A 17,688-nucleotide genomic window follows, 5' to 3' on the forward strand; every position below is an offset into this window, starting at 1 on the left:
AATGCGGTGATTTTAAATTTTTCTGTAATGGTTTCTAGTGTAGAGGACAGGCTGATCGACCTTGGGCGATCGCGGCGAGTTTTTTGATTGATTCTGCTGATGGGAGCAAGTTGCTGCGGCTATACTGGGCACAATCCTATTTCCCCACAGGGAGAGAAAATTTAAGCAGGCTATCATGAATGGGAGCAAACGCCAGGCTAAAATTGTCCCTTCCGTTGCGTAGATTGAGGCATAGTGATGTAGCCTGCTGTGAACTGGGGTGCAGAAACTAGAGATTATCCCGACACAGGGGCCATCAGGGTGTATCCACAACATAAGGAGTCATTGCAGACTCCAACCCGTCCTGCAATCTAATCATCATGTCAGGCTTTGAATATCCGAGTGTGGCAGAACAGGCACGCTATTCTGAGCACAATGCACTACCGTTCCCTTCCGTTCATGACGCTGCTTCCATCCATCCTGATCCGGTTGACCCAGAGGATATGATCCTGTCAAACTCCATGGAGATCCCACCGTCCACCTCACCCCTGATCACTGTGGGCATTCTCGCCCATCAGGCGGATCGGGTCTTGAGCACCGCTGATCCTCTGATCTCAGCCACCTGTTTGGCGATTGAAACGATTAATCGTCACGGCGGGGTCTTGGGGCGATCGCTCCAATATGACGTGCAACCTGTGGCCCTCGACACCGCCGCAGGGGCCCAGGATTTACAGGCTTGGGGGCAGCGCACCCCGACGATCGCCACGTTCTTTGGCACCGGCAGCCCGACGACAACCCCCAAAATTGAAGCCGCTCACCTCACGGCCCTTACCACCCTCAATCGCCTCCTGTGGCAACCCTTTTCCACCACCAGCCTGCGGCCGCATCCCCAGGTGTTTTACACCGGCAGTTGCCCCAATCAAACCGTGGCGATCGCCCTAGGGGGGTTGCAGGCTGAGGGGACGGTGCAACGGTGCTATCTGCTGGGGTCGGATTCGGTGCGATCGCGCCAACTCCGTACCCTGTGGAATGCCCAAAGTGACGAGTACGGCTTAAACATTGTGGGTGAACAGGAATTCGGCCCCGATCACCGTTGGGGGGATCTGCTCGAACAGATCCACACCAGCACCGCCCAGATTATTATTGACACCCGGACTCAGGATCACAGCCAACTGTTTCACGCCCTCGCGGCGGCGGGGTTGACCCCGGAGGACTTGCCGGTGCTGTCGTTAACCTTGCCCGTGGGCGATCGCCCCACAGCGGCCGGCCATCGCGTCGTCACTCACTACGATGCCACCGCCCCCACCCCCGAAAATCAAGCCCTCCTCGCCCAATGGGATGATCCCCACCTGATTAGCGATGCGGCGATCGCAGCCTATACCCAAGTCTTCCTCTGGAAACAGGCCGTTGAAACCGCGCAATCCTTCGACACCGCTGCGGTACGTCAAGCCGCCTATGGTCAGAGCTACATCGGCCCCCAGGGTTTAGTGCAACTCCACCCCAACCATCACCTCAGTTGGGGCGGTGCGATCGCCCGTTGTCACGCCAACGGCCATCTGCACCCCGGTTGGCAGTCACCCCACCCGATCCCCCCCCTGCCCTGGCAGTCACCCCCGTCCCCCACCAACGCCGCCATCCTCACCGATCAACTCAGCCAAAGCCGTCGCCGCCATCGTCAACTGCGCAACACGATCCGGGACTACGGCCTCGAACTGCGCACCCTCTTCAATGTCATGGAAGAAACCGTGATCACCACCGACCTAGACGGGTGTGTCTTGCGGATCTTGCCCACCCATGGCCCCCTACAGGTCAGCCCGGAGCAGATCGGGCAAGCGATCGCCCCCCTCTTTCCCGACACCCTCATCCCTGAGATCACCGCTGTCCTCCACAGCATCCAAACCGGAACCCTCAGCCCATCCCTCAACCCCCTCACCTACCACGAAGCCAACGGCCTGCGGTGGTTTTCCATTCAGTTCGCCCCCATCCCCGAACATCAACAGGTGATTTGGGTCATCCGCGACATCACCGAACAGAAACTCATGGAGCTTGAACGTCAAGCCTCCCTCGATGACCTGCGCCAACAGTTTGCCGATCGCACCAGAGCCTTAATCGCTGCCAACGATCAACTCGTGGATGAAATCGTCGAACGGCAACAGGCCGAAACCGCCCTCCAAGCTGTCCTCGATGCCGTACCGGGGATTGTGTCCTGGATCAGTGCAGATTTACGCTACCTGGGGGTGAATCGTCACCTGGCCGGAATGTTCGGGTTAGAACCCCGCGAATTCATCGGCCAAGACATCGGCTTCCTCAACGCCAGCGATGGTTTTATTGATGTGGTGCGCGGCTTTTTCGCCAGTGACTTCATGGAGGATTTTCAAGAAATTGAAGCCCTCGTGGAGGGCCGCCGTCGCACCTATTTGATCGTGATGCAGAAGTACGATCACGGTCGGGCCGCCTTTAGTGTAGGGATTGACATCACCGAACGGATCGAAGCGATCGACGATCTGGCCCGCTCTAAAGAACAACTCCAAGCCGTCCTCGAAGCCGTACCGGGGATCGTGTCCTGGATTAGCTCCGATCTCCATTACATGGGGGTGAATCGTCACTTGGCCAGCACCTTCAACCTCACCCCGGCGGATTTTGTCGGTCAACCGATTGGCTTTCTCCAGGCCAGCGATGATTTTAACGATTTTGTGCAGGAATTTTTCGGCAGTGAGTCCAATGATGATTTCCGGGAAGTGGAAGCGATCGTCGATGGGGAACCCCATAACTATCTGATTGCCGCCCAAAAATATGACAACGGCAAAGCGGCGTTCACCGTCGGGATCGACATCACCGATCGCCAACGGGCCCTGGATGACTTGGCTCGCTCGAAAGATCAACTCCAAGCTGTCCTCGAAGCCGTGCCGGGGATTGTGTCCTGGATTAGCTCGGATCTCCATTACATGGGGGTGAATCGCCAACTGGCCAGCACCTTTAACCTTGAACCCGATGCCTTTGTGGGTCAGGATATTGGCTTTTTGCAGGCCAGTGGGGATTTTAATCAGTTTGTGCGGGAGTTTTTTGCGAGTCCGGCCCAGGATGATTTTCGGGAAGTGGAAGCGATCGTCAAGGGGGAGACTCGGAATTACTTGATTGCGTCCCAAAAATATGATGATGGCAAAGCGGCGTTTGCGGTGGGAATTGATGTCACCGAGCGTCAACAGGCTCTCAATGCGCTGCAACAGGCGGAAGAAAAGTACCGCATGATCTTTGAGAATGCGGTGGAGGGGATTTTCCAAACCACTGCCGATGGTCGGTATCTCAGTGCTAACCCTGCTCTGGCGAGGATTTACGGCTTTGAGAGTCCGGATGAGTTGGTGCATCAACTGACGGATGTGGCGGCGCAGTTGTATGTTGCTCCGTCCCAACGTCAAGCCTTTATCGATGCGTTGGTGACAGAGGGGCATATTGTCGGTTTTGAAGCGCAAATTCGGCGGCAGGATGGGGCGATTCGCTGGATTTCTGAAAATGCGCGATCGGTCTATGACGATCAGGGCACGATTCTTTACTACGAGGGCACGGTAGAGGATATTACTGATCGCAAGCAGGCAGAGATGACGCTGCTGGAAATTAATGAAGAACTGGAAAGCCGGGTGCAACAACGTACGGCTGAACTGCAAAAGCTGAATATGCAGTTGATCATGGAGATTGGGCAGCGGGAAAGTATCGAGTCGGCGCTACGCACGTCGGAGGCGGAGTTGCGGGCGTTGTTTGCGGCGATGACGGATATTATTACGGTGTTTGATCAGCGGGGGCGGTATGTGAAGATTGTCAGCACCAATTCTGAGCCGCTCTATTCCCCGGCTGATGTGTTGACGGGGCGATCGATTGAGGATGTGTTGCCCCCGTCCCAGGCGGCTCTGTTTTTGGCGCATATTCAAGAGGCGTTAACCCAAAACGAGATTATCAATGTGGAATACAGCCTCACGATTAACCATGAGGAGGTATGGTTTGCGGCGACGATTTCACCACTGCCGGAACAGCGGGTGATGTGGGTGGCGCGGAATATTACGGAGCGGCGTAAGGTGTTGGATGCGCTCTCGAAGGCGGAGGCGAAGTATCGCAGTATTTTTGAGAATGCGGCGGAGGGGATTTTTCAGACGACGACGGATGGGCGCTATATCAGTGCGAATCCGGCGCTGGTGAAGATGTATGGCTATGAGTCGTTCCAGGAGATGGCGGCGCGGGTCTGGAATATTGATACGCAGGTGTATGTGGATGCGGGATTGCGATCGCAGTTCCGCGAAATTTTAGAGCGCGATGGGGTAATCACGGGGTTTAAGGCCCAGGTGAAGCGTAAGGATGGGACATTAATTTGGACTTCGGAAAATGCGCGGTTGGTCTGTGATCATCAAGGGGAGCCGCTGTATTACGAGGGGACGGTGGCGGATATTACCCAGCAGAAGGCCGCCGAAGATGCGCTTCAGTTGGAACAACAACGGTCGGAGAATTTGCTGTTGCGGATTTTGCCGAAGCCGATCGCTGAACGTCTGAAGCGCAATGAGGGGGCGATCGCCGATCGCTACGATCATGTTTCGATTCTGTTTGCGGATATTGTCGATTTTTCATCCCTTTCGGCCCAGATTTCCCCGACGGAAGTGGTGGATCTGCTCAACACCGTCTTTTCCCAATTTGACCAACTCGCCGCCTGGTACAAGCTCGAAAAGATCAAAACGATCGGGGATGCCTATATGGTGGCGGGGGGCATCACCGACACGACGGCGGATCATGCCGTAGCGATGGCGGATATGGCCCTGGATATGCAACTCGCGGTCACCCAATTCCGCTGGGCGAACGGTAAACCCTTCCGCCTCCGGATGGGAATTCACACCGGGCCGGTGGTGGCAGGGGTAATCGGGATTAATAAGTTTATCTATGACCTCTGGGGCGACACGGTAAATATTGCCTCCCGCATGGAAAGCCAAGGCATTGCCGACATGATCCAAGTCACGGAAGCGACCCATGGGTTAATTCAAGATCAATTCTTCCTCGAAAATCGCGGTGAAGTGCTGATTAAAGGTCGGGGCTTGATGAATACCTACTGGCTACGAGGACGGCGGGCCTAGGACGGTGTCAAGATGTAACTTCATAATCGGATCGTAATGTCTAACGCTTCATGGGACGGTGCGTTACGCTTCGCTAACAGCACTCTACTGTCATGGCATAGTTCTAACGGCTTGTGCTACTGCGATCAAAGCGTGTAAAGACTCTTAACGGGTCAATCGTCGGTAACCTCGTACAATTTTAGATAGAGTTGCAAGTTTCCGTAATGTCTGGTGTTCAACCCTCAGTTTTAAATCCCATCAGTTTCAACGAACAAACATCGTATTGATTCAATATATTGACCCATTACTAGGATAGTGATGCAACAGATTCTAGTGGTAGATGATTCGGCAACAATGCGCAAGATGGTGATGGCGGCGTTGCGTCAAATTCCCAATCTTAATTTTGGCGAGGCGAGTAATGGCCTAGAAGCGATTGAACAGTTAGCGATCGCACCGTTCGATTTGATGGTTTTAGATCTGAATATGCCGGATATGCATGGCTTAGAAGTGCTGAATTTTGTGTTGAATCATTTTGGCCATCATCAGCCGCCTGTGGTCATTCTCACCACCAAAGGTGATGAACAATCGAAACGGGATGCGATCGCCGCCGGAGCCGCGAGCTACATCACAAAGCCCTTTGAACCCCGCCAATTTGCCCAACAGATTCAACACATCCTTGCGTCCGCTTAACCTTAGATTTTTGTGCCCCAACCCGATCGCCATTTTTTTGATGATTTCTTTGAGGACTATCTTGCCGAATGTGATGAACATTTAGGTACGATTCGAGCGCAACTGTTGAGCTTAGAACCACAGATCGAGCAATCGAGCTTCACCGCTGCGAGTTTGCAACCCCTGTTCCGGGCGCTGCATTCCCTCAAAGGTTTATCGGGAATGGTGGGGGTGCAAGGGGCGGAAACCCTCGCCCATGCCCTCGAAAGTTATCTGCGTCATTTGCGCGATCCGGAGGTGACCTTGACGGCGGCGGGGTTTGAAGCGTTGATCCATGGGGTGACGGTGTTGGATACGGTGTTGCGGGCCTGTCAACGGCAAACGGAGATGCCCGATCTAGCGCCGGTGTTGGCGGAGATTGGGGCGGTGACGGCTCCGCTGCGATCGCCCCTGTCGCCCCTCTTGCCAACGGTGATCAGTGAGGCGGAGGAGCAGCAGATCCAAGCGGCCCAAGATCGGGGCGATCGCCTTTGGATCGTGATCTTTACCCCCAGTTCGGCCCTCGTTGAGGCGGGAATTACGGTGAATCGGGTGCGCGATCGCCTCAGTGACCCAGGCACCATTTTAGCCGTCACCCCCCAATCCAGCCCCACCCAAGGGGTCACCTTTCGGTTTATCGTTGCCCACCCCCAGGCAGACCCCCCGCCCCACTGGCAATTAGCGGGCGTGGAAGTACATCCCTACACCGCACCGGAGCCGCCGGATCGAGCCGCTGCGGTGCAGGAGATGACCGCAGCGCCGATCGAGACTGCATCCTCGGCGGCGATCGCCCCGACTCTGGTGCGGGTGGATCTGCACAAGTTAGATGAGGTGATGGAACAGGTGGCGGAGTTGGTGATGAGTCGCGTCCAGTTGTCGAGTCAGATTCAACAGTTGCGGGGTCAAGTTCCCACCGCCACCTGGCGACATCTAAATGGGATCAGCCGCACCCTTGAACAGCAATTGCGGGAGTTGCGGACGGGGGTGTTGCGGGTGCGCCTCGTGCCGTTGACGGATACCTTTAAGCGGTTGGAGTTTGCGGCGCGGGAGTTGGCGCGAACGATGGGGAAGGCGGTGCAGGTGGTGGTTGAGGGGGATGGCACGGAGTTGGATAAGGTGTTGGTGGATCGGATGATTGACCCGCTGATCCATCTAGTGCGCAATGCGGTGAGTCATGGGATTGAGCCGGTGGCGGTGCGGCGCGATCGCGCCAAGCCCGATCGCGCCACCCTGACCCTGAGGGCCTCCACCGCCGGGGAACGGATTAGCCTTGAAATTGAAGAGGATGGCGGCGGCATTGATCCGGCGGTGATTGGGGCGCGATCGCAAGCCCTCCACCTCGCCCCGCCCTCACCCCTGACCACAGACAGCCTCGACCCGGATCTGCTCCTGTCGGTGCTCTGTACCCCCGGTTTTTCCACCCAAGATCAGCCGGATCTCACCAGTGGGCGCGGGGTGGGGATGGCGATCGTCCGCACGACGGTGCAGGAGTTGGGGGGGCATCTCAGTCTGCGCAGCACCCCAGGGCAGGGAACCTGTTTTCGGATTGACCTGCCCCTGACCTTGGCGATTACCGATGCGTTGATTGTGACGGTGGGCGATCGCTCCTTTGCCATTCCCCAAGCCACCCTCCGCGAACTGTTCCCCCTCGCCCCCCAAGACCGTCCCGCCCCCACCGCCCCCGCCCTCCTGCCCTACCGCGATGGCCTGTTACCCCTCGTCACGCTGCATCATCGCTTTCACCTGCCGCCGCCGCCCCCGGATCGCACCCTGGTGGTGATTGTCGTGGCGGTGGGGGCGCTCACCCTAGGGCTGTTGGTGGATCGGGTGGTGTCGCAATCTGAAATTGTGGTGCGCCCCCTTCAAGATCCCCTGGTGCAAGGGTCGGGAATTAGCGGGGCAACGGCCCTAGGCGACGGGACAATCATTTTGATTTTAGATGTCGCGTCGTTGATTCACCAAACCCTCCTCACCCCTTCAGATCGTGCGCCTGCACCGTGATCATCGTGTCCTCTGCCTACATTCTCTTTGAACTTGCCGAGACCACCTATGGGATTGCTGCCGCTGATGTGCAGCAAATGGAAATGATCGACCACATTACCCCCGTGCCCAATACGGCCCCGGATGTGGAGGGGGTGGTGATGTGGCGGGGTCAGGTGATTCCGGTGTTAAATCTGCGTCGCCGGTTTGGGCTAGAGTCCATGGCTGTGACCCTGCGGAGTCGCCTGGTGATTGTGATCCACGGAGCGCGTCGGGTGGGGGTGCTGGTGGATAGCTGCCGCGAATTCATCACCCTTGATCCGGAAAGCATTCATCCTCCGCCAGCGGCGATCGGCGATCGCATTCTGCCCTATCTCGATGGGGTTGCCCACCTCGATCAACGGCTTGTTTTTTTGCTCAATCCTGAAACCATCATCACCCACCACCATGGCTCGTCATCCGAAACAACCGAAATCTAACCCCCGCACCGGCCTCAAACCGAAACAACTCATGGCGGCGATCGCCCCACTGCTGACAACGTTGCACCGCCATGCCGCCGAACTTCAACAGAGCATCGAACCCCAGCAGCAGGCCGTCGCCGCCGGGGCGATCGCCCTCGACCAGATGGACAAAACACTCCAGACCACCACGGCAACCGTGGAATCGGTGGCGGTCTTCACCGAAGAGCTCGTGTCGGCGGGGAATGAGATGTCCGCCTCCCTCGAAGAAGTGTCCGACAGTAGCGATCGCCTCGCCACCGAAGTCCAGCAAACCGCCACCTCGATCCAAAACACCACCGCCTCGATCCACCAAGTGGCCAGCACCGCCACCGAAATGGCCACCACGGCCACCCAAACCACCACCTCCGTCACCCAAATCGCCGCCTCGGTGCAAAGCATCAGCCAGGACACCGAAACCCTCGCCACCTCCATTGATCAAATCGCCGCCTCCACCGAAGAGATGAGCCATTCGATCCAGAGCGTCACCACCACCGCCGATAATCTCAGCGAAGCCGCCGCCATCACCACCACCTCGATCAACGAAATGGCCGCCTCCATTGAAGAAGTATCCGCCACCTCCGAGCATTTAACCGGCAGTGTCGAAGGGGTGGTCAGTGCCATGAATGAGATGGATGCGTCGGTGCAGGGGGTGGCCGCCAATACCCAACACATCACGATCGCGGCTCAGGATGCCGCCATCAGTGCCGAAGAACTCGACCGCTCCCTGCGATCGGTGGCCGCCCTCACCGAGCAAGCCAGTACGACGACGCGCCGGGTCGCCCAAGAGGCCGAATTAGGGGGGCAGACGGTGGAGCAGACTATCCACGGCTTGGGACGGGTGCGGCGATCCATGGTGGAAACGGCAACGGTCATTGAGGATGTGGGGCAGCGGATGACGGAAATTGGCTCCATTGTCGATACGATTAACCTAATTGCGGAACGGACGAATCTGCTCTCGCTCAATGCTTCGATTGAGGCGGCCCGGGCGGGGGAGGCGGGGCGCGGCTTTGCGGTGGTGGCGACGGAAATTCGCAGTTTATCGGATCGGGCGGCCGAGGCGACGGCGGATATTAGCACGATTATTCAGGGGTTGCAGCGGGTGGTGACGGAAGCGGTGAGCACCTCCAAAGAGGGGGTACAGGTGGCTACCGAGAGTAGCCGCTTGGGGGAAAATGGTTTGATGGCGTTGCAAAAAATTCTGGGCGGCGTGGAGGAAACGACGGGCTTAGTCAAACAGATTACCCAAGCGACGGCGGAACAGTTGGTAGCGGGGCAACGGACGTTGGATGGCATTAATACGACGGCGGTGCAGGCGAATACGGTGTCTGAGGCGATGACGAACCAGGCAAGGACAACCCAACAAACCCTGCGAGATGCGGTGCAGATGCGGCAGTTGGCTCAGGAGGTGAATCGGGCGATGGAAGAACAGTCCCAAACGGCGCGGGGGGTGATGAAGTCGGCGCGGGGCACAGCGGAGTTGGCGAATCAGGTGCGGCAGGCGATGGCGGAGCAGCGGCAGGGGGCGATGCAGATTCAACAGGCGATCGCCACGGTGCGCACGGTGGCGATCGCGACGATGCGGGCTGTGACGGAACAGTCCACCGCCAGTCAGCAGGTGAGCCAGTCCGCCACCCGCCTCACCCATTTAATTCAACAGGTGACCCAAGCCATGGCCAACCAAAGCAGCGCCGCTGAGCAGATTACCCAAGCGGTGGAGACGATTCGCCTGCAATCGAACCAAGGGGCGAAGGCGATCGCCGAACAAACGCGCACGGTGCAGGAAATGAGTGCGGCGATCGTCAAGATCGCCCAGCAAATTCAACAGATTTCCCGTCACAACCAGGAGCAGGCCCAGGCCGGGCGATCGCTGCGCACCGCCCTCGACACGATCCAAACGGGCATGATCCAGAGACACCGCATCATCCAGGCCACCCACCAGACCACGGCAGACCTGCAAGGGCAACTCAATTCCTGCCAGGGTTGAGGCGGCCCGGCGGCCCCGATCGTTTGAGATAGCAATTCAGGACAAGACATGATTACGGTTTTAACCACAGACACAGCGCTCACGATTCAGGCCTGGGAGACCACGCTCCCCCATTGGACTGTTGGCCAGGGCTGCCCCCTGCCGGAGTTGATCCCCGATTGGGAGGTGCGTCACCTGGCCACGGACTTTCAACGGGTGCTGACGCTGGGCATAACCCTGGTGCTTAACCCTGTCGAGCATCCGTATTTGATTCCCTGTTTTGCTGCGTCTCCCGCCTCCCATCGGCTCCCCATGCCCCAACGGGTGACGATCGCGCCCCTCTACCACTGCCGCCAGATTGTCGGGACAATCATCACCCTGGTCACCGTTCCCACCCCGATGGAAATCCGAGGGGCGATCGCGCTACACCTCCCCGCTGCCTCGCCCCCCTGTTTACCCACCACCCTCGCCGCACATCTCCCCCAGATTGACTGGCAACAGCGTTCCGATGCCATCGCCCCACTGATCCACAGCGATCAAGCCGACCTCACCACGCAACTGGTGGACTTGATGCGCCGCGAACACCACAATCCGAATCTCCTCAATACCATTCTCCAGACGTTGGTGGCCAGTGAGGTAGACCCCTTACCGGCGCTGCTGGCGGGTTTGGAGGATACCGATCCAGCGGTGCGAATGTACAGTGTGCTGGCCCTGGGGGAACGGGGGGATGGGCGGGCGATCGCCCCTGTGATCGCCCGTTTAAAGGACGACGATGTCAATGTGTGCTACCACGCCATCGAAGCCCTCGGCCACCTTCAGGCCGTGGAGGCGATGCCGGCGCTGATGGCTCTGGCCACCGCCGATAACTTTTTCCTGGCCTTTCCGGCCCTCCAAACCCTGATCACCCTCTGTAAGTTAGCCGGTCACACCCCCTTCTCCCGCTCCAACTCGGTGGCAACCTCCCTGCACCAGCCCTTACTGTCCCTCTTGCATAAAACCCTCAATTGGCAAATCCGCCAAGAAGCCGTCGATCAGGTGGCCCTCCATCAAGACCCAGACCTACTGCCGGAATTGATTCACCTCCTCCGCCGTCACCACAACAACCCCAATCTTCTCAATAGCATCCTGCAAATTTTGACCCTGGGTCAGCTTGATCCGGTGCCGTTGCTGATTCCCTGTTTAAGCGATCGCGACCCCAATGTGCGCATCTACACGGCCTTGGCCCTGGGGGAACGGGGCGATCAACGGGCGGTTGATCCGCTCCTGGGCTGCTTGGATGATCCCGATCTCAATGTCCGCTACCACACCATTGAAGCCCTCGGCCAACTCGCCGATCCCCTCGCCGTGGATGCCCTCACTGACATTGCCGTCACCGAGGACTTTTTTCTCGCATTCCCCGCCCTCGAAGCCTTAAACCGCATTGGTGACCCCAGCGTTGCCCCCTATCTAACGCCCCTCCTCCAACTGCCGCTGCTGTTGGGGCCGGTGGTCAATGCCCTAGGGAATTTTGGCGATAGTTTGGTGATGCGGCCCTTGGTGCGCTGTCTAAATCGGGACGAAAGTTCCGCCGTGGAGGAGGTGGCGCTGGCCATTGAGAAAATCTATCACCGCTATCAAGCCCATTACAACGAGGGGGACTACATTATTGAATTGACCGTAACCACCCTGAATAATGTGGGGCGTGCCAATTTAATCGCGGCGGCCCAACGGGTGCAGGGGGAAACGTTAATGGCGGTGACGCGCCTCTTGGGGTGGTTGCCGGGGGAAGAGATTGACCGACTGTTGGTGACGCTGTTGCCCCGATCCCAGACTCGCACCCTGGTGGTGGAGGCAATTCGGCAGCGGGGTAAGGGTTTAGGGCCCTTGTTGGTGGAGCATCTCGAGACCTGGACTCTGGAAACTCGCTGTGTCGCGGTGACCCTGTTGGGGCAAATGGGCTATCAGCCCGCTGTGCCGGTGTTGTTGCCCTTGCTGATGGGGGAGACGGATTTGGTGATGGCGGTGACGATGACCCTGGCCCAGATTGGCGATCGCATCGCCTTCCATGCCCTCCTCGATCTCCTCGGCCATGAACATGGGGCGTTGCGCCTGGGGGCAATCACGGCGTTGAATTCCTTAGGCCATCCCAACCTAGCCACGGCCCTGTTACCCCGCTTTGCCGACCCGAATCCGGTGGTGCGCGAAGCGGTGGTCAAGATTGCTGGCTACTTTGCCTTTCCGGACTGTCAGCATGCTCTTTTAGGGGCCACCCAAGACCCGGATCTAACGGTTCGTCGTGCGGCGATCCTGCATCTGCCCTATTGTGAGGCGATTGCGGTGTTGCCGGCGTTGACCGCTGCGCTCCAGGATCACGCTCCCTCGATCCGGGCGGCGGCGGTCTGTGCCCTGGGGGAATTGGATGATCCCGCTATCCTGCCGCTGTTGATGACCGGACTTTGCGACTCTGACCCCCAGACGCGGTATCACGCGACCCAAGCGATCGGTAAACTCGCCCCCCTGTTGACGATGGCGGCGATCTCGACTCTGTGGGATCGGGTGCTGGCGGTGGTGCGCACGGATGCGCATTCCCAGGTTCAAGGGGGGGCAGTGGGGCTGCTGGGTATCTTTAACCCGGCTGAGGCGATTCCGGTGTTAACGGATTTGACGCTGCATCCGATGGACGATCTGGCCCGAGGGGCGATCGCTACCTTGGGACAATTGGCCGATCCGGGCGCGATCGCTCCGTTGCTGAGGGTGATCCACCGGGGCCCCCCTAGTCGCTGTTTGGCGGCGATCCATGCCCTACGCAGTCGGGGCGGCCCCGAAGCCACGGGGGTTTTGGATTGGTTGGTGACCACTACGTCGGATGCGGCCCTGATGCAGGCGGCGATGCAGTCTTTGGTCCAGATTGGCACACCCACGGCGATCGCCACTCTCCTAGACCTCACCGCCCAGCCCCGCCATCGAGAAGCCTGCTGCTCTGCCCTCACCCATGCCCACCCTGGCCGCGATCGCGCCGAATTTCAAGACTACATTGATGCGATCGCCCTCGGTCTGCACCATGCCCAAGCCAGCGTCCGTTTTACCACCATCGACATCTTGACCCGCCTCAAACATCCCCACGCCTCCCAACACCTGATCAACAGCCTCAAAAATCCGGACGAAGCATTGCGTCTTGCAGCGGTTCGAGCCTTAATCACCCTAGGACAGTTCCCGCTCCCGTCCGCCGGTTGTCACCTGTCTCAAGACCCTTCTCTGCCGATTCGTCAGACCGTGCAAACCCATCTCCGCCATTAACCCGATTGGCTCCATCCTTGTTTGACTCTCCCCCTCGTTTAACGGATACAACGTTCGTTATTTTGCGCGATCTGATTCGTCGTCAGATGGGAATCTATTTTGACCACAGCAAGCGGGACATTTTGGCCGATAAATTATTACCCCGCCTCGAACACTGTCGGGTGTGGTCTTTTCTCGACTATTACTATCACCTCAAATATGATGCCCATGCCCAGGCAGAATGGCAGATGCTCGCGGATGTGCTTTCGGTGCCGGAGACCTTTTTTTGGCGAGAGGCTGATGCTCTGCGGCTGCTGACGGATGTGATTGTGCCGCACCATTACCACTCTCATCCCGGCCGTTGCCTGTCACCCTTGCGGATTTGGAGTGCGGCCTGTGCCACGGGGGAGGAGCCGCTGAGTATTGCGATCGCCCTCGCCGAGGCCGGTTGGTTCGACAAACTCCCGATTCAGATCTACGGCACGGATATTTCAGCCCGGGCCATTCAGCAAGCCAAAGCCGGAATTTACCGCGATCGCGCCTTTCGTCAACTCCCCCTCACCCTCAAACACAAATATTTTCAGCCCGTCGCCCCTGGCTGGCGCATTGACGAGACCCTGCACCAGCGCATCCACTGGGACAAAGCCAACCTTTTAGATCAAGCCGCCATTCAGCCCTATGTCTGTGCCTCGGTGATTTTCTGTCGGAACCTGTTTATCTACTTTTCCTTGCCCACGATTCAAGCCGTGATCGATCAGTTCTACTGCGTCATGCCGTCCCCCGGTTATCTCTTCGTCAGTAGTTCAGAATCGTTGTTAAAAGTCAAGACCCCGTTTCGGCTCACCTCGATTCAGGATACGTTTGTCTATGTCAAACCCTAAGACCCCCTTGATCCGAGTTCTGATCGTCGATGATTCAGCCTACATCCGAAAATCATTGCGAAAAATGCTGTTGCGCAGTCCCTTCATTGACGTGGTGGGGATTGCCCACGATGGCACTGAAGCCCTAGAACTCGTGGAGCGGCTCCGGCCGGATGTGGTGACGTTGGATCTGAATATGCCCCTGATGGGGGGGTTGGAATTCTTGGCGGTGCAGATGGCCCGGCGGCCGCTGCCGGTGGTGGTGGTCAGCATCGCCAACACCGATAGTCAACAGGTGCTGGCGGCCCTGGAAGCGGGGGCGGTGGATTTTGTCCATAAGCCCACCGCCTTAGCCAATGCCACGATTTTGGAGATCGGCCAGGACATGATTGCGAAGGTGAAGGCAGCGGCCCAGGTGGTGTTTCCGAGGGCGATCGCTCCCCTTGCCCCTCTCCGTGTCCTCGAACCCCATCCCCGGCAGCCCCACAGCCCAGATATCATCGTCCTGGGCATTTCCACGGGCGGCCCCCAAGCTCTTAATGCTCTGATCCCCCAACTCCCCGCCAATTTTCCCGTTCCCATTGCGATCGTGCTGCATATGCCCGTGGGCTATACCTCCCTCTATGCCGCTCGCCTCAATCAACAGGCCGCCCTCACCGTCGTCGAAGCCACCGCCGGGATGCCCCTCACCCCCGGCACAGTCTACCTAGCCCCCGCCGGTAAACATCTCCGCTTCCAACGTCAAACCGATGGCACCGTGACCACCCAACTGACCTTACATCCCTTTGACCAACTCCATCGCCCGGCGGTGGATGTGCTGTTTCAGTCGGCGGCGGCGGTGTTTGGCGATCGCACGGTCGGCATTGTCATGACCGGCATGGGCAGCGACGGCAAACAGGGAGCCGCCTGGATTAAAGCCCAAGGGGGACGCATTTTCACCGAAGCCCCCGAAAGCTGCGTGATCTACGGTATGCCCCGCTCCGTGGTCGAAGCCGGCCTCAGTGACGGAGCCATCCCCCTCCCTGCCCTCGCCGCCCACCTCTGCCGCCTGGTTTGATCGTCAACCCCAAAGCCCAAGGATGCAGCGATCGCCATGATCTCACAAGGAAACCCGCCCATGGTGAAATGCCCCGCTCCCCAAGGGGAGCGGGGCAAGAGGGCTACACATCCCCGGTGGCCAGGAGTTGAATCAGGCGCGGTGTGCCCGGATCGAACCCGGCTACGTCCCAGGATTGGGGGTCGAGGGGATCGACCAGGGAGATCCGGTAGGGCGCGAGGGTGATGTAGACCGCTTTCGCGTCGGGGTTGACCGCTTGACGGTAGCGGGCGAGGGCTTGGCTGGGGTGTTGACGACCCGCCCAGCTTTCGCTGTCTGTCCAGAAACAGAAGACATCGGCGTGATAGCGGGTTTCGATCGCCCAGTCGTAGGCTACCGAGGCATCAGTGCCGCCGAAGTTTTGGCGACTGGCTTTCGCCATGGCATCGCTGAAGCTATCCCGCGCTGTGATCCCCAAATCGCGGAAGGTGGTGGCAAAGCCGCGAATCATGTAATGTTGTTCCGCTTTGGCCGTAGCCAGAGCCATCACGGTCGCAATTTCGCAGCAGGTTAAACCAATGGAGCCGACGGTATGGCAGGACATCGAGCCGGACACATCCACCGCATGGAGGAAGGTTTTCCCCGTGGGTTCGAGCACCTGGAACGACAGGGCCAAGGCGCGATCGAGGCTGTCGAGAACTTGGGGGATCGGTTCCCAGGTTTTTTGACTTTTGCCGAGTTTGCCGCCGGATTGGTAGGTTTTCAGGGCTTTGAGGATGTCGATGGGGTGGATGCGTCCCTGGCGGAGGTGGCGGCGATCGCACAATACTTTGCTAACCCGTTTCAGGTTGCCGTGTTTGCGATCGCCTCGCAGCACCCCCAACGCGGTCAATGATCCCAAGTTCCGCAACAATGCCCCAATCGGCATCTCCTCAAAGAGCAATTGCCACGCTTGCCGATCCATCTGGCCCACAGGGGCGGCCATTTCATGGGTGAGGCGACCTTGTTTAATCGCTTCAGGGGTGCGATCGGGGTGGCGTTTGAGCCATTCGTACCACCAGATTTGCGTGAGGGCTTTGGACGGCGGTTGACCGGGGAGATTTTCCCAGCCGTTCGTGACCCAAGCAAAGAGGCGATCGTGTTCTGGGGTGGGCGGTTTGACGTGGAACAGCCGCAGGGCATCCCGATGGGAAAACCCATGACGCTGTTGATATTTCAACAGTTGATAGGCCAAGGCGCTCACGTCGGGCCGCGATAACCACGCCGTCCCCATCTGCCGCACAATTTTCCCAAACCCCCGCAGAGATTTCGTATAGCTCAACCATTCATAAAAATGGCTGCCGGTACGCACCACCTGGGGAAAAATGCGCCCAAAGGCCTGTTTGGCGGCGGGGCTTTTCCCCATCGACAACAACACGAGGGCGAAGATCGGCGCACTGTTGTTGAGGGCGCGACCGTCGGAGGCGTAGAGAATTTCTTGGGCGGTGCGATCGGGATCGGTGGCGATCGCCCCTTGCAACACTCCCATAAAATCCCCCGTTAACTCATGCTTATCGGCGTAGTAGGTACTCTTCGCCGTGCCGATTAATAAACAACGGCGCAACACTTGCCAATCATCGGCCTGGAACATCCAGCCGCCGGAACGCCCTTGGATCATGGCACGACCGGGAATCGGTTGGGTTTGGGGTGTTTGACCTTGGGTAAAAAATTGATATGTCATCGGTGAACCTCCAGCCCGTGAGGGCGAATGAAAGAATATCCCCCCGGCTTGCGCCGACCCCCTTAAAAAGGGGGTTCAGGGCTTTGACTTGCGATCAGAAGAATCCCCCCGGCTTGCGCCGACCCCCTTAAAAAGGGGGTTTTGAACATTCCCCCCTTTTTAAGGGGGCAGGGGGGATCAACTGGCAGGGCTGGACTTGCACCAGCATCTTCCGCTTAACAGGCGATAACCCTCATTCGACGGCCCAACAGGCGAAAAAATGAACAAGGATGGGAGATGTTTTGACTACTTAAACTACCTGCCATTGGTGTAGCGACGCGGGAGTTGCACCCGCATCTCCGGCGATTAAGGGGGGTTCGTTCCAAAGCGATAACCCTCAATCTTCGGCCCCGGAGGGCAAAGGATGGTGCTCTACTGATTGAGCTAGCCGCCACAGGTGAGTGATATTGAACCAATTTGTTGCCCTCATCCCCAGCCCTGCTCCCGCAAGGAGAAGGGAGTCGGAAGCCCTCGCCCTCTGGGAGAGGGTTTGGGTGAGGGGCTTTCGGTGCGGTGGTGCTCCGTCTTGGCTCTGTATTTAAAGTAGGCGGGGGAACTGCC

Annotated in this window: 9 protein-coding genes and 1 tRNA gene; 8 read left to right on the top strand and 2 right to left on the bottom strand. The window is 58.3% G+C overall.

Annotated features, from left to right (window positions below; genetic code table 11):
- Positions 1 to 500: 500 nt before the first annotated feature.
- The 8 genes from PN477_RS02330 (at position 501) to cheB (ending at position 15,389) form a co-directional block, all read left to right on the top strand.
- The gene (locus tag PN477_RS02330; RefSeq protein WP_272121886.1) at positions 501 to 5,087 is read left to right on the top strand and encodes a PAS domain S-box protein; all 4,587 of its coding nucleotides are present in this window, start codon (positions 501 to 503) and stop codon (positions 5,085 to 5,087) included.
- A 297-nt stretch (positions 5,088 to 5,384) separates the two neighbouring features.
- Positions 5,385 to 5,756: a response regulator gene (locus tag PN477_RS02335; protein WP_272121888.1), complete on the top strand. Its 372-nt coding sequence runs from the start codon at positions 5,385 to 5,387 to the stop codon at positions 5,754 to 5,756.
- Positions 5,757 to 5,768: 12 nt separating this feature from the next.
- Positions 5,769 to 7,775 carry a chemotaxis protein CheA gene (locus tag PN477_RS02340; protein WP_272121890.1) on the top strand — a complete coding sequence of 669 codons (2,007 nt, stop codon included), beginning with the start codon at positions 5,769 to 5,771 and terminating at the stop codon, positions 7,773 to 7,775.
- Positions 7,776 to 7,780: 5 nt separating this feature from the next.
- Entirely contained in the window at positions 7,781 to 8,233 is a 453-nt protein-coding gene (locus PN477_RS02345) for a chemotaxis protein CheW (RefSeq protein WP_272121892.1), read from the top strand.
- Positions 8,202 to 10,238 (top strand): methyl-accepting chemotaxis protein, encoded by a 2,037-nt coding sequence (locus tag PN477_RS02350; RefSeq protein WP_272121894.1) that lies wholly within the window; start codon positions 8,202 to 8,204, stop codon positions 10,236 to 10,238. Before PN477_RS02345 ends, PN477_RS02350 begins: the two co-directional genes overlap by 32 nt.
- A gap of 48 nt (positions 10,239 to 10,286) precedes the next feature.
- A complete protein-coding gene (locus PN477_RS02355; RefSeq protein ID WP_272121896.1) occupies positions 10,287 to 13,493 on the top strand; it encodes a HEAT repeat domain-containing protein in 3,207 nt (1,068 codons plus the stop codon).
- Positions 13,494 to 13,510: 17 nt separating this feature from the next.
- The gene (locus PN477_RS02360) at positions 13,511 to 14,353 is read left to right on the top strand and encodes a CheR family methyltransferase (RefSeq protein ID WP_272121898.1); all 843 of its coding nucleotides are present in this window, start codon (positions 13,511 to 13,513) and stop codon (positions 14,351 to 14,353) included.
- Positions 14,340 to 15,389 carry a chemotaxis-specific protein-glutamate methyltransferase CheB gene (gene cheB, locus PN477_RS02365; protein ID WP_272121901.1) on the top strand — a complete coding sequence of 350 codons (1,050 nt, stop codon included), beginning with the start codon at positions 14,340 to 14,342 and terminating at the stop codon, positions 15,387 to 15,389. The genes PN477_RS02360 and cheB overlap by 14 nt, the downstream gene beginning before the upstream one ends.
- A 103-nt stretch (positions 15,390 to 15,492) precedes the next feature.
- On the opposite strand, the gene PN477_RS02370 is transcribed toward cheB, so the two are convergent.
- Both PN477_RS02370 and PN477_RS02375 read right to left on the bottom strand, forming a co-directional pair.
- A complete protein-coding gene (locus PN477_RS02370) occupies positions 15,493 to 17,088 on the bottom strand; it encodes a TROVE domain-containing protein (protein ID WP_272121903.1) in 1,596 nt (531 codons plus the stop codon).
- A 305-nt stretch (positions 17,089 to 17,393) separates the two neighbouring features.
- Positions 17,394 to 17,522, bottom strand: a tRNA-OTHER gene (locus PN477_RS02375).
- Positions 17,523 to 17,688 lie beyond the last annotated feature (166 nt).

Source organism: Spirulina subsalsa CS-330 (assembly GCF_028330765.1).
GTDB lineage: Bacteria > Cyanobacteriota > Cyanobacteriia > Cyanobacteriales > Spirulinaceae > Spirulina > Spirulina subsalsa_A.

Excerpts from the sequence above, each read along its gene's own strand:
- PN477_RS02355 (WP_272121896.1), top strand. The coding sequence starts at position 10,287 with ATGATTACGGTTTTAACCACAGACACAGCGCTCACGATTCAGGCCTGG.
- PN477_RS02335 (WP_272121888.1), top strand. The coding sequence starts at position 5,385 with ATGCAACAGATTCTAGTGGTAGATGATTCGGCAACAATGCGCAAGATG.
- PN477_RS02350 (WP_272121894.1), top strand. The coding sequence starts at position 8,202 with ATGGCTCGTCATCCGAAACAACCGAAATCTAACCCCCGCACCGGCCTC.
- PN477_RS02330 (WP_272121886.1), top strand. The coding sequence starts at position 501 with ATGGAGATCCCACCGTCCACCTCACCCCTGATCACTGTGGGCATTCTC.
- PN477_RS02370 (WP_272121903.1), bottom strand. The coding sequence starts at position 17,088 with ATGACATATCAATTTTTTACCCAAGGTCAAACACCCCAAACCCAACCG.
- cheB (WP_272121901.1), top strand. The coding sequence starts at position 14,340 with ATGTCAAACCCTAAGACCCCCTTGATCCGAGTTCTGATCGTCGATGAT.